At 44.4% G+C, this 13,442-nt stretch carries 14 protein-coding genes; 8 read left to right on the top strand and 6 right to left on the bottom strand.

Annotated features, from left to right (window positions below; translation table 11 throughout):
* The first annotated feature begins 126 nt into the window (after window positions 1-126).
* Together glnD and ACED60_RS04200 are read left to right on the top strand one after the other, a co-directional pair.
* Entirely contained in the window at window positions 127-2,748 is a 2,622-nt protein-coding gene (gene glnD / locus ACED60_RS04205; RefSeq protein ID WP_371726996.1) for a bifunctional uridylyltransferase/uridylyl-removing protein GlnD, read from the top strand.
* 218 nt (window positions 2,749-2,966) lie between these two features.
* Entirely contained in the window at window positions 2,967-3,350 is a 384-nt protein-coding gene (locus ACED60_RS04200; protein ID WP_004734354.1) for a DUF3461 family protein, read from the top strand.
* A 170-nt stretch (window positions 3,351-3,520) separates the two neighbouring features.
* Here ACED60_RS04200 and truC read toward each other — a convergent pair whose 3' ends face one another.
* Both truC and ACED60_RS04190 read right to left on the bottom strand, forming a co-directional pair.
* On the bottom strand, window positions 3,521-4,270 hold the full coding sequence (gene truC, locus ACED60_RS04195; protein WP_269335657.1) for a tRNA pseudouridine(65) synthase TruC: 750 nt from the start codon (window positions 4,268-4,270) through the stop codon (window positions 3,521-3,523).
* Complete coding sequence (locus ACED60_RS04190) at window positions 4,270-4,584, bottom strand: YqcC family protein (RefSeq protein WP_371726995.1); 315 nt, start codon at window positions 4,582-4,584, stop codon at window positions 4,270-4,272. Before ACED60_RS04190 ends, truC begins: the two co-directional genes overlap by 1 nt.
* An 87-nt stretch (window positions 4,585-4,671) precedes the next feature.
* On the opposite strand from ACED60_RS04190, the gene ACED60_RS04185 reads away from it, so the two are divergent.
* Together ACED60_RS04185 and ACED60_RS04180 are read left to right on the top strand one after the other, a co-directional pair.
* Window positions 4,672-5,712: a DUF3549 family protein gene (locus ACED60_RS04185; RefSeq protein ID WP_371726994.1), complete on the top strand. Its 1,041-nt coding sequence runs from the start codon at window positions 4,672-4,674 to the stop codon at window positions 5,710-5,712.
* A gap of 84 nt (window positions 5,713-5,796) precedes the next feature.
* A complete protein-coding gene (locus tag ACED60_RS04180) occupies window positions 5,797-6,105 on the top strand; it encodes a DUF3301 domain-containing protein (protein ID WP_009847426.1) in 309 nt (102 codons plus the stop codon).
* On the opposite strand, the gene ACED60_RS04175 is transcribed toward ACED60_RS04180, so the two are convergent.
* Window positions 6,071-6,589, bottom strand: a complete 519-nt coding sequence (locus tag ACED60_RS04175) for a GNAT family N-acetyltransferase (protein WP_371726993.1) — start codon at window positions 6,587-6,589, stop codon at window positions 6,071-6,073. The two genes, ACED60_RS04180 and ACED60_RS04175, sit on opposite strands and share 35 nt — an antisense overlap.
* Before the next feature lie 768 nt (window positions 6,590-7,357).
* Between ACED60_RS04175 and ACED60_RS04170 the strand changes: the two genes are divergently transcribed.
* Together ACED60_RS04170 and ACED60_RS04165 are read left to right on the top strand one after the other, a co-directional pair.
* On the top strand, window positions 7,358-7,645 hold the full coding sequence (locus ACED60_RS04170; RefSeq protein WP_009847428.1) for a hypothetical protein: 288 nt from the start codon (window positions 7,358-7,360) through the stop codon (window positions 7,643-7,645).
* A 38-nt stretch (window positions 7,646-7,683) separates the two neighbouring features.
* Window positions 7,684-8,127, top strand: coding sequence for a YaiI/YqxD family protein (locus ACED60_RS04165; RefSeq protein WP_009847429.1), 444 nt, complete (start codon window positions 7,684-7,686; stop codon window positions 8,125-8,127).
* A gap of 277 nt (window positions 8,128-8,404) precedes the next feature.
* On the opposite strand, the gene ACED60_RS04160 is transcribed toward ACED60_RS04165, so the two are convergent.
* From ACED60_RS04160 to ACED60_RS04150, 3 genes are all read right to left on the bottom strand, one after another.
* Window positions 8,405-9,991: an AbgT family transporter gene (locus tag ACED60_RS04160; protein ID WP_371726992.1), complete on the bottom strand. Its 1,587-nt coding sequence runs from the start codon at window positions 9,989-9,991 to the stop codon at window positions 8,405-8,407.
* Window positions 9,992-10,378: 387 nt separating this feature from the next.
* Window positions 10,379-10,504 carry a type B 50S ribosomal protein L36 gene (gene ykgO, locus ACED60_RS04155; RefSeq protein ID WP_009847431.1) on the bottom strand — a complete coding sequence of 42 codons (126 nt, stop codon included), beginning with the start codon at window positions 10,502-10,504 and terminating at the stop codon, window positions 10,379-10,381.
* A 1-nt stretch (window position 10,505) separates the two neighbouring features.
* On the bottom strand, window positions 10,506-10,766 hold the full coding sequence (locus ACED60_RS04150) for a type B 50S ribosomal protein L31 (RefSeq protein WP_009847432.1): 261 nt from the start codon (window positions 10,764-10,766) through the stop codon (window positions 10,506-10,508).
* A 124-nt stretch (window positions 10,767-10,890) separates the two neighbouring features.
* On the opposite strand from ACED60_RS04150, the gene tsaA reads away from it, so the two are divergent.
* On the top strand, window positions 10,891-11,586 hold the full coding sequence (tsaA, locus tag ACED60_RS04145) for a tRNA (N6-threonylcarbamoyladenosine(37)-N6)-methyltransferase TrmO (RefSeq protein ID WP_132981883.1): 696 nt from the start codon (window positions 10,891-10,893) through the stop codon (window positions 11,584-11,586).
* Between the two features lie 101 nt (window positions 11,587-11,687).
* Window positions 11,688-13,403, top strand: coding sequence for a proline--tRNA ligase (locus ACED60_RS04140; RefSeq protein ID WP_371726991.1), 1,716 nt, complete (start codon window positions 11,688-11,690; stop codon window positions 13,401-13,403).
* Window positions 13,404-13,442 lie beyond the last annotated feature (39 nt).

Genomic DNA, 13,442 nt, shown 5'->3' with positions numbered 1-13,442 from the left:
ACACCTCAGACTTTTGAAAATATCCTCGCATTGCCGAGGATATTTTTTTATCCGCTCAATTTCGATTTTGCATCAGCTTCTGTTAAATTGTTTACTATTCTCATTTGCTTGCACGGATAGCAGACTATGCCTTATCAATGCCCTATTACGTTCAATGACGAACAACTTGAAATCTGCGAATTAAAAAATCAGCTCGAAATATTCACGCAGTATCAAAAGAGTGAATTTCTAAATCATCATCCAGTTACCGATTTGGTTCTGCTGCGATCCGAATACATGGATTTGCTTCTCAACCGTTTATGGGAGCATTTCGGATTTAGCAAACTGCCTCATATTGCGTTGGTCGCAGTAGGCGGCTATGGCCGTGGTGAACTACACCCTTTATCTGATATTGATATTCTCATCGTCTCGCAAAAAACTCTGCCACCAGCACTAGGTGAGAAAGTCAGTCAATTCATCACCCTATTGTGGGATTTGAAGCTAGAAGTCGGCCACGCAGTCCGTACCATTGCTGAATGTATTGAGATTGGTAGTGACGATTTAACCGTTGCGACCAACTTACAAGAGTCACGTTTACTATGCGGAAGCGAAGACACCTTTCAAGAGTTAAAGCTAAAGATTCATTCCGATTTATTTTGGCCAAGTGAGACCTTCTACAAGGCGAAGATTCAAGAACAGAGAGAGCGTCACGCTCGTTATCACGACACGACTTACAATCTAGAGCCGGATATCAAATCAACTCCGGGCGGGCTCAGAGACATCCACACTCTGAGTTGGGTAGCACGTCGCCACTTCGGTGCGACTTCTTTGTTAGAAATGAGCAAGTATGGCTTTCTTACCGATGCTGAATATCGTGAACTCGTGGAGTGCCAAGACTTCTTATGGCGCGTTCGCTTTGCATTGCATATCGAACTACGCCGCTACGACAATCGTCTTACCTTTGCGCATCAGGCTCAAGTAGCCGAACACCTTGGTTACACTGGTGAGGGCAATCGCGGCGTAGAAATGATGATGAAGGAGTTCTACCGAACACTTCGTCGTGTCGCAGAGCTCAACAAAATGCTGCTTAAGCTGTTTGACCAAGCAATCATTAACGGTGGTCAAACAAAAGAAGCCGAGATTCTCGACAATGACTTCCAACGTCGAGGTTCATTAATCGAAGCGCGTAAGCCAGCCCTATTCCAAGCACGACCAGAAACAATTCTCGATATGTTTATCCATATCGCCAATGACTCTTCCATCGAAGGGGTAAGCCCACCAACATTAAGACAACTGCGAACGGCCCGTCGCCGATTGAACCGCTTCCTGCATACCATTCCTGAAGCTCGTGACAAGTTCATGGATTTAGTTCGCCACCCCAACGCACTGCACAAAGCTTTTAGCTTGATGCATAAACTGGGCGTGCTATCGGCGTACTTACCGCAATGGAGCCAAATTGTCGGCCAAATGCAGTTTGATCTGTTCCACGTTTACACCGTGGATGAACACAGTATTCGCCTGCTCAAGCACATCAACCGCTTTAGCCAAGTAGAGAACCACGACAAACACCCAATTTGTTGTGAAGTGTACCCTCGAGTTCAGAAAAAAGAACTCCTGATCCTCGCCGCAATCTTCCACGACATCGGAAAAGGCCGTGGTGGAGACCACTCCGAGATCGGTGCTGTTGAAGCTTACTCTTTCTGTATTGAGCATGGGCTATCGAAGCCTGAAGCCAAACAAGTTGCGTGGCTAGTACAAAACCACCTGTTAATGTCAGTGACCGCTCAGCGCCGTGATATCTACGATCCGGATGTGATTACCGAATTCGCCAAAAAAGTTCGCGATGAAGAGTCACTTGAGCTGCTGGTTTGCTTAACTGTCGCTGATATCTGTGCAACCAATCCAGAGCTGTGGAACAGCTGGAAACGTACCCTACTCGCAGAACTGTTCCATTCTACGCAGCGAGCACTACGTCGCGGCTTGGAAAACCCAGTCGATGTCAGAGACCGTATTCGTCACAATCAACAAATGGCATCTGCACTGCTGCGTAAAGAAGGTTTCTCCGCTCGTGAAATTGAAGTGTTGTGGCAGCGTTTTAAAGCTGACTATTTTTTGCGTCATACACACACTCAAATTGCTTGGCACTGTGAGCACCTACTTCGCTTAGAAGATCCGAGCCAACCTTTAGTACTTATCAGCAAAAAAGCAACACGAGGTGGTACAGAGGTATTCGTATACTGTAAAGACCAAGCGGCACTTTTCGCAACCGTTGTTGCCGAGCTCGACAGACGTAACTTTAACGTTCACGACGCACAGGTCATGGTCAGTAAAGATGGTCACGTTTTGGATACCTTTATCGTACTTGATCAGCATGGTGAAGCGATTGATGAAGCAAGACACAAAGCCGTTGCGAAACATCTAACTCATGTTCTAGCTGCTGGCCGTCCAACTAAGATTAAGACACGTCGCACGCCTCGAAACTTGCAGCATTTCAAGGTAAAAACTCGGGTTGAGTTCCTACCAACTAAGAGCAAGAAGCGCACTTTGATGGAGTTGAGAGCTCTTGATACACCGGGGTTGTTGGCTCAAGTCGGCGCAACCTTTGCTGAGTTAGACATCAATTTGCACGGCGCTAAAATTACCACCATCGGCGAACGTGCAGAAGATTTGTTTATTCTGACCAGTGACGCGGGAGGAAGGTTGTCTGAAGAACAAGAACAAGCCTTAAGAGAAAGATTAACCGAACACGTTTCAGAACTCGCACCTTAGAAAGCTAATTTAGAGCTAGAAGTAAGTTGTGACTAGGAAACAAGTTTAGCTCTTGGAGCTGCTTTAATAGCCAAATAAGTGTGGGCAAAGATAGAGAGCGATCTTGTCCACAACTTACAATCAATTCACAGATATCAACTATCTAGCTCGTCGTTAGGCTGCTACATTGATCAAGTCAATTACATAAAAGTATTACATTCATAACCTAGAGGTCGCTTATGTATCCAAACCTCACTGGCTTAGGTATCCACGAACCTAAACAGATTGAACGTTACTCCCTTCGCCAAGAAGCGCACAAAGATATCCTGAAGATTTACTTTCGTAAGCAGAAAGGTGAACTGTTCGCGAAAAGCGTTAAGTTTAAGTACCCACGACAAGTAAAAAGTGTGCTTGTTAGCGGCGGCAATAATCAATACAAAGAAGTGACCGAGATTAACCGCAACCTCACTCTTGTGATTGATGAACTCAACAAAATCACCAAACCGACGCCAACGGCTGAGGTGGATGTGAAGCAGAAGATCCTTACTGACTTACGCCATCTAGAAAAAGTGGTATCAAGCAAGATCGCAGAGATCGAAGCCGATCTAGAAAAACTTAAATGATCCCGCGATTAACTGTTAGCGATTAACTAATAACTAGTAACTAACCTACATTAGTTATGCCGTTAAGGTCGCACAGACATCAAAAAGGGCTGATATCACTATCAGCCCTTTGTTTTTTTATTCTATTTTCTCTATTCACTTAGACTCGCGATTGCTTAAACACGCATGACTTACTTCGACAAGCAAATTTGAGCATCGATTAAGTTGGCATCCCACTCAAAAGTTTCAAACAACCTTAACCACGTTTCATCTAAGTTCGCCTTCATCACCAATTCTTCTTTAGTGAAAGGATGAATGAAGCGCAATTCAGAAGCATGCAGCAACAGACGGTGTGAGTCTAAATCATCACGGAACAGTCGGTTATGCTTACCATCACCATGTGAAGTATCGCCCACGATTGGGTGTCTTAGATGAGCCATGTGACGACGCAGCTGATGTTTACGTCCTGTCTTTGGCATCATCTCAACTAAGCAATAACGACTGGTAGGAAAACGGCCTGTTGAATACGGCACTTCGACTTTCGCTAACGGCTCGTAAACAGTGACGGCTTCTTGTGGTTCTTTATCTTCTTTCGCGAACTTATCGGCGATCTTATCCAGCTCAACCTTAAGCGCATAATCGAGCGTATCGCCCTCTTCTATCCAACCACGCACAATCGCATGATAGGTTTTTTGCATCTCGTGGTTGGCGAACATCGGCATCACCTCAGAGGCAACTTCACTCGACAGAGCAAACACCAATACGCCAGACGTTGGACGGTCTAAGCGATGCAGAGGAAATACGTGCTGACCAATTTGGTCGCGCAGAGTCTGCATCACAAACTGAGTCTCGTGTTTATCCAACCATGAGCGATGCACTAGCATACCCGCAGGCTTATTCACCGCGACAAAATACTCATCTTGATAAATGATCTCTAACATTACGCGCATACCTCATCAATGCTCTGAATCGTCACTAGCAGTTCAGCTTTGTCTGCCTCATTTTTCCACACTTCACCAAAATAAGGATGAATCGCAAAGCCTTTCGGTAGGCTCATTTGGGCATCCATCATTGCGTTGATCTTTACGATAAAGATCCACTGCAACCACTCTTCTGGCTGTAGCGAGTCAATCGCAAAAGGCTCAACGCTCGCCAAAGCTTCATCCGAAGGCGAAACATCACTCCATAGCGAACATTGGCGCATTTGTTGTTCTAATTGTTGAAGTAAAGGAGGTAACTTTGTGGCAGCTGTCATTTTTCACCAAGTTATTTATCTAGTGACCTTGAAATTGGGGCATAGAGTACCATCTATTTAGGAAAGAAAGTTAGGAGCTTTATTACTATGGAAACCATTCACACGCTCACTCAGTTACTAAAGAATAGCGGTTGCCAATACGACATCTACGACCTAGGTCGTCGTATCCAGAAAATCGACAACACCCTATTCTCTGATGTTGAGCAGGGGAAACAGCCATACCCGTTTCCACTTCAGAAACAAGCTCACTTAGCGATTAGCTACTGGAACGAACACAAGCAACCTTGGATCTGGTTCCTAAAATTCAAACTCGATGAAAGAGGCTTACTGCATCAAGGGGATGTGGGTAATTTTCTTAAGTTTGTTATCGAAGCGATGGGCACACGTTTGAACGGTGATATCAGCGAAGAACAACAACAAAAGCTGTCTAACAACCCATATACCTTCAAGCCTTCAGAAGACAAAATGGCCGTATTTCATAGCCAAGTAAGAGCAGGGTTAGACCTAGCGACGAGCCAATATTACGAACACGCTCAACACTACTTCACTGGCGACCTAGGTTGGGACAACTGGAAAACCGTTGGTCTTCAAGGCATCACCGATATGTGTGCTCGCTTAGGCAGTCAGCAAAACGGTGTCGCTATTCGCAAGGCATTGAATAAACTGCCATCAGAGCCGCTATACGCAACACTAGGGGCGCTTGAGCACACGCAAATCAATGATAAGCTCGCTCAACGCTTACAAGAAATGGCAGACAATGAGATTAACAGTCAAGAGCCGGATCTGTTCTTACTGTCAGCTTTGGTTCGTGCCCTTTCCGGTGCAGAACAAAGGATCGCGAATAACATCATTAACCAAGTTCTCGCTAGTCCACGCTTTAGCCACCAAGAGGTGTTAATTGGTTTAGCGGGTCGCAGCTGGCACGCACTACAAGATCCAGCGATTGCCGAGCAATTCTTGTTGCGCCTCGCACAAACAGGCAACCAAAACCTGTTCAATCAGTTATTTGCAGATTTAGTGATGATTCCGACACTAAGAATGGTATTTTTGCCGTTGTTGAATTCGAACCCATCACCAGAACTCGCAAACGCATTGATTGAGTTACAACAAGCGGCTAAGTCGCAATAAAAACTAGACAGAACAGCTCAGTAGCTCGTAACAACGAGCTCAAAACACAATTGGAATAGAAAGATAAAAGGAAGTATGGACTAAATGATAGATAACTTAGTGGCTATTTTGATGCTGTGCTTCTTTTGCTTTCTGTTTTGGCAGCAGCGCAGGCAATCCGAGCTTGCGAAAGCTGCCATTGCGAGAAAGTGTAAAGAGCTCGACTTGCAGCTATTAAGCGTTGCCTTCAACGGTCATAAACTTAAGATGCGCCATGAACTCACGACCATTTGGCGCTGGCATACTGTGTACCATTTTGAATTTTCGGCATTAGGTGATGACCTATACCAAGGAAAACTGACCATGGTCGGCTTCCGCTCTATGCGGTTTGAGCTACAGCCTCATAGAATGTAACGTCGCAGTGCGCGTTATAGCTATATTCATGATAAGGGCCAAACGAATCTTGTTTGGTTTCCTTAAATTCAAACCCTAGTTTTTCTAATAACTTAATCGATGGGTTGTGGCCGACATTCACAGTCGCAACAACATTCGTTAGGCGCTCTTCAAAACACACCAAACTTAAAAATGGTTTTAGCACCTCACTAGCAAAGCCGCGATTCCAATGCTCTTTATCCAAAATAAAGCCAAGCTCATGCCTACCCTCTTGTGATGAAATAAAGACATGTCCAAGATATTCACGGGTTTGGTTGTGGATGATAGCGCGGCAGAAGCCGACGTTGTCTTGCAGTATCTCTTGAAATAAGAACTTCGCAGAGGCAATAGAGTGCGGCCCATTCATTTCAGAACGATTAACGGGGCAGCAATTCAACTTGATAAAGTCGTGTTGTAGCTGTTCGGTATAAGGTACCAACAGCGTTCTTGAGGTTGCTATCGTCATAAAACACTCCTTGTGTTGACCATTAGCAGAAAAGCAGATGTCGCGATCTTAGATAAAAGCTCCTGAATTAAAGAGCCCCCTAGAGAGAAGAAAAGTCTCAAATAAAGAAAAGCCCCGACACCGAAGTGTCAGGGCTAGGGTCTTACTCGCAGCAGTCCGGCTACTAATAAATGCTCCATGCATCATCCATAATAGTGGCTGTAATCCTTCAGCTCTTTCCTTTACTTCGCCGTCCTAGCGGTGTCCAATCATCCTGAAAGCTAACAATCCTAGTTAGCGCACATCACTTGTTCCGTGAGCGGTGTCCTTTACATCGTCCTGATGCTAATCCAACCCTTTAAATCCTAAAGGTGTCCATTGTCATTCCGTTGCAGCTAACTTCCTGTTAACTGACTGTATCCCTACAATGTCCTTACGCTCCATGCTTGACTACTCAATCCTAAGTAACCAAATCTTCATCCTGAAGATAACCAAATCCTTGGTGCTTTCCTGTTCCGTGTCAGAATCCTTCCGACAAGGTTTAATTTACGCGATTTACGATTTGGGACAATAGATTTGCATCACACTTTGAATTCACAAAAGTTGTTAATTATATAAAACAACAAAAAATCAACCACTTAATCATATGCACCTCAATCTCTCTAGCGATGTATTCGTGTTATCTCACAACCTTTGTAAGAGATCTCTCACAAGCTATGGGCGGTTTTATGATTCGCTATCACTCACCAGAGCGAGTAAAATGGCTGGAGACTAAAAATGGAGGTCAACATGCTGACAAAAGATGTGTCTGAAGAGTTGAAATCAGTGCTTGAAGGACTGCAAGCACAAGGGAAAGAGCCTACAGTTGCTTTAGTTAAAGCTCGTATGAGTACATCGGTTCCGATGCCCGCTTTAATCACAACCATCAAGAGCTGGAAAAGCGCGAATCGCGTTCCTAAAGTTGAAGTCGCGACACAAGAAGAGCCAGCACTCGATCGTGTTAGCCAACTGGAAAAGCAAATCCTTGAACTTACCACCCGCGTTGCCACGCTAGAAGCCAAGTTAACGGAACAATAAGTTAACTGAGCAATAAGCTAACAGAGAAATAGAACACTATGAAAATATGGGTTGATGCGGACGCTTGTCCTAAGGTTATCCGAGAAACAATCGTACGCGCAGCTGAGCGCACTGGGGTTGAATGTACCTTCGTGGCAAACCATCTGGTTCCTGTCCCTAAACGCAATAACATCCACTCAATTCAAGTCCCAAGCGGATTTGATATTGCAGATGATGAAATCGTAAAACGCACTGAACCCGGTGATCTCGTGATTACATCCGATATCCCTCTCGCCGATGAAGTGATCACCAAAGGTGGTCAAGCACTTAGCTCTCGTGGCGAGCTCTACACCAAAGAAACCATCAAAGCGCGCCTGAACATTCGTGACTTTATGGATACCATGCGTTCAAGCGGCATCCAAACGGGTGGACCAAGCGCCCTCTCACAGACCGATCGTCGTGAGTTCGCGAATCACCTTGATCGCCTGCTAGCAAAGCGCTAATCATTAAGAAACATTGATATTCGTTCATAGCCATAACCGTGAACCTGTAGATATGTTTGTCGACATACTCCGTTCTTGTTACTTAACACTTGATACTAAGTGCTACTTTAACGGAGTATTGATGATCCATCTTGTCACCATCTCTTCTTTTTAAATCATCCCAATTTTCTACACTCTTTCAGATCACTTTCCGTGATTGGTACACCATACTTTCGATCAAAAAAAACCTGCACGAGGCAGGCTTTAAAATCTAACAATATGACTTGTACTAACGTTACTACGGCGTGTAGAACGTTGCTGCACCTGGGCCTACTGGAAGACCAAATACGAACCCCCATAGGTAGAACAAGATACTCCAACCGAACATAAAGCAGATTGAGTATGGAAGCATTGTAGCAATCAGAGTACCGATACCAAGGTTCTTCATGTAACGCGTCGCTACAGCAAGAATAAGACCGAAGTAGCTCATCATTGGTGTAATGATGTTCGTCGTTGAATCACCGATACGGTAAGCTGCTTGAATCGTTTCTGGTGCGTAACCAACAAGCATTAGCATAGGTACAAAGATAGGTGCTGTTACTGCCCACTGAGCAGAAGCCGAACCGATCATTAGGTTAATGAAGCCACACATTAGGATAAATGCAAAGAACAACATTGGGCCAGTAAGACCGATATCTTGTAAGAAGCTAGCGCCACCAACAGCGATTACTTGACCAAAGTTAGTCCACTTAAAGAAAGCAACAAACTGTGCAGCAAAGAATACAAGAACAATGTACATGCCCATTGAAGACATAGACGTTGCCATCGCATTGATCACGTCACGATCGTTCTTCATTGAACCGGTAACTTTACCGTAAACAAAACCAGGAATAGCGAAGAATACAAAGATAAACGCAACAATACTCTTCAGGAATGGAGAACCCGAAACCGTACCAGACGCTGAACGTAGAACACCGTCAGCTGGAACGATAGTCCACGCTAGAAGTGCAGAAACAGCCAATACAGCAATACCTGCTAGTTTTAGACCTTTCTTCTCAACATCCGTCAGTCTGCCCATCGAATCATTTGATAAATCTTCAGAAGCTTCTTCGTCGTTGTATTTACCCAACTTAAGTTCAACAATCTTCTCAGTTACAAATGCACCTGTAATCGCGATGAAGAAAGTAGAAACAAACATGAAGTACCAGTTTGACTCAGGACCAACCGTGTAAGACGGGTCAATCATCTGTGCCGCTGTTTCTGTAATACCAGAAAGCAGTGGGTCAACCGTACCGATAAGTAGGTTTGCAGAGTAACCACCTGACACACCAGCGAATGCCGCAGCAAGACCAGCAAGAGGGTGACGACCTAAAGAATGGAAAAGCATTGCTGCTAGTGGAATAAGTACCACATAGCCAAGCTCTGATGCTGTGTTAGAGATAATACCTGCAAACACAACCGTTACTGTAACCATGCGCTTAGAAGCACCCATTACTATGCCACGCATTGCAGCAGATAGTAGACCTGAGTGTTCAGCAATCGCTACACCAAGCATAGCAACAAGTACAGTACCTAGTGGAGCAAAACCAACAAAGTTCTTAACTAAGTTAGTCACAATAAGTTGTAGACCTTCTGCGTTAAGCAGACTTACAACGTGGATCATGCCGTCAGCAGCACGACCTTTAGCACCTTCTGGTCGAGGGTCCATAACAGACACTTCGAAGTAACCAGCAATACCTGAAGTAACGAGGATTGCTAAGCAGAAGATTGCGAAAAGAGTGATTGGGTGGGGTAATAGGTTCCCCAAATATTCAACGCCATCTAAAAAGCGAGTAAAAATAGGTTTTTTAGGCGAATTGTTTTTTATTGAAGCTGATGAACTCATCAGTTCCCTCCTTGTAGTGATTCCTGTGCAATTGTGACAAAGATGTTTAAATTGCCCGCGCAGATTACTCGACAAAAGGGTCAATTAGAAATCGTAAATGTTACAAAGTGTGTAAAAAACCATTCTTTTTAACTTAATAAAAACAAAAAATCAGCAAATAACTCCGATTAAAGTATAAAAGTTAGGTTTATAATTGGTATTGATTCATTCATTCGGTTTATGCTTGCGCTTGTAAGCTATTGATAAAGTGACAAATAAGAAACAACGTACGCTAAGTGAGCACATACTCTCCTGCAAAGTTCCTCTCGAAGGAAAAGAAAAACAGACAAATGAATGAAGTTTGACTTTCCCCTCGTTTTTACACTCATGTCACATCAAATTGACTGACTATTTTTGAACCGCTTTGAATCTCGGGTTGGATTTACAGATGACATAGAGACGACCTCTACGCTTTACTATTTGGCAATCTGGGTGACGGCTTTTCGCACTTTTCAGTGATTTCACAACTTTCATTCTATTTCGCTCCCTTACCTAATTGACCAAAACGACGAGTGAAGTTCGCAACGCGTCCCTCTTTATGTAGCACTCGCTGTTTACCCGTATAGAAAGGATGCGACTTTGACGACACCTCAATCGTGAAGTAAGGATAAGTATTTCCGTCTTCCCATTCGATAGTGCGATCTGTTTTCAATGTTGATCCGATTAAGAAGTACTCATCGACACTGGTGTCATGAAAAACCACGGGGCGGTAATCAGGGTGGATATTCGGTTTCATTGTATTTCCCTTAAATAACTAACTTGATATGTTATAACATATCAAATGATAATTATTATCAAAAGAAAAACAAGTGATTTTATGATATTTTTCCGTCTTAACTGAAACCAGAGAACACCTTGCTATGTACACCATTGAACCTGTTGGCTTTATTGAGTCTCCTTATAAAGAGAAGTTCGCTGTGCCAAGACAGCCTAGGTTAGTACCCACTTCTACCTCAAGAGTCAGGCTAGTTGAAGCAGCGAACTGCCTTGAGTCTGTTCGTGATATTGAACAATTTAGTCATGTGTGGTTGTTGTTTTTGTTCGATAAGAACCTTGAAGCAGGATGGAAACCAACCGTGAGGCCACCTCGCCTTGGCGGGAACGAACGTATTGGTGTATTCGCGTCTCGTGCCACATTCAGACCGAATGGAATAGGCATGTCTGCAGTTGAACTCAAAGGGGTATCTCAAGAAAAGGGACAAACTTGGTTGGACTTAGGCAGTGTTGATCTCGTTGACGGCACGCCTATCATCGACATCAAACCTTATATCCCCTACTCGGATTCAATTCCCGATGCACGAGGAGGGTTTGCCGCCGATGAACCAGCAGTGCTCGACGTTAACTTCTCGCAACAAGCCCAAAGTAAGCTCGCAAACCACCCACAAGCACGCCATATCATTCAGGTGATCAAAGAAGTATTAGGCCAAGATCCTCGCCCTGCCTATAAGAAAGGTAAGCCTGACAACAAGGAATATGCGGTAAATTTGTTCGATCTTAACGTGAAATTCATGGTTGAAACGCTTTTCATCAATGTAACTGACATTGAACGCTTTTGAGATCCCAAATAGGCTGATATTATATGCGGCTATATCAGATTTGCTGTGGTTACGAACGACAGCAAGTTTTCTTTTATCAATGATGAAACGGATACCATAGAATGCGTACCAGTAACTACCTTCTTTCTACTCTGAAAGAGACTCCAAACGACGCAGAAGTTATCAGCCACCAGCTGATGCTACGTGCAGGTATGATCCGTAAGCTAGCTTCAGGTTTATATACTTGGCTACCTACTGGTCTACGTGTACTGCGTAAAGTCGAAAATATCGTTCGCCAAGAGATCGATAATGCAGGTGCCGTTGAAATCTTGATGCCCGTAGTTCAACCGTTTGAGCTTTGGGAAGAGACTGGCCGTTCTGAAAAGATGGGTCCTGAGCTACTTCGTTTCACAGACCGTCATTCTCGTCCATTTGTTCTTAGCCCAACAGCAGAAGAAGTGGTAACGAGCCTAGTACGTAACGAGATCAGCTCTTACAAACAGCTACCTCTAAACCTGTACCAAATCCAGACTAAATTCCGTGATGAGCGCCGCCCTCGTTTTGGCGTAATGCGTGCTCGCGAATTCTCGATGATGGATGCGTACAGCTTTGATATCGATAAAGAAGGCTTAGAAAAGTCTTACCAAGCGATGCACGATGCTTACTGTAAAGCATTCGACCGCATGGGTCTTGAGTACCGTCCAGTATTGGCAGACTCTGGCGCAATCGGTGGCAGCGGCTCTCAAGAATTCCACGTTCTTGCTGAAAGCGGCGAAGACCTAATCGCATTCTCTTCAGAATCTGATTACGCAGCGAACATCGAGAAAGCAGAAGCACTTGCTCCAACGACTGAAGCGGCAGCGCCAACTCAAGAGATGGAACTGGTTGATACGCCAAACGCAAAAACAATCGCAGAACTTGTAGAGCAACACGGTCTAGCAATCGAGAAGACAGTTAAAACTCTATTCGTTAAAGCTTCTGATGAAGTAGGCGCTGATATCATCGCGCTAATCATCCGTGGCGACCACGAGCTTAACGAAGTGAAAGCAGAGAACCTTCCACAGGTTGCTGCTCCGCTAGAGATGGCTTCTGAAGAAGAAATCCGTGCACTTGTTGGTGCAGGTCCTGGTTCACTTGGCCCTGTTGGCTTAGAACTGCCATTCATCGTTGACCGCTCTGTTGCTGTAATGAGTGACTTCGGCGCTGGCGCAAACGTAGACGGTAAACACTACTTTGGCATCAACTGGGGTCGTGACGTAGAGCTTGCTCAAGTTGAAGACCTACGTAACGTAGTTGAAGGCGACCTTAGCCCATGTGGTCAAGGTACTATCCAACTTAAACGCGGTATCGAAGTTGGTCACATCTTCCAGCTAGGTAATACTTACTCTAAAGCAATGAACTGTAACGTGCTTGGTCCTGATGGTAAGAGCGTAATCCTAGAAATGGGTTGTTACGGTATCGGTGTTTCACGTGTTGTTGCATCAGCTATCGAACAAAACCACGATAAGTTCGGTATCACTTGGCCAGACGCACTAGCACCATTCCAAGTTGCTATCGTACCAATGAACATGCACAAATCTGAGCGCGTTAAAGAAGCAGCTGAGAAGCTATACGCTGAATTAACAGCTATGGGTATCGAAGTACTATTTGATGACCGTAAAGAGCGCCCAGGTGTTATGTTTAAAGATATCGAGCTAGTGGGTATCCCTCACACTATCGTTATCGGTGATCGCAGCATGGACGAAGGTAACTTCGAATACAAAAACCGTCGTACTGGTGATAAAGAAGCAATCGCTATGGACACGGTTATCGAGCACCTTACAGCTCAACTAGCTTAGTAATCCGATTACTCGCTAGATAAACATTGAAAGGCTACC

Origin of the sequence: Vibrio sp. 1F279, assembly GCF_041439815.1 — a bacterium.
Lineage (GTDB): Bacteria > Pseudomonadota > Gammaproteobacteria > Enterobacterales > Vibrionaceae > Vibrio > Vibrio tasmaniensis_A.
Note: the sequence above shows the minus strand (reverse complement) of the source record. Positions and strands in the feature narration are given on the sequence as shown.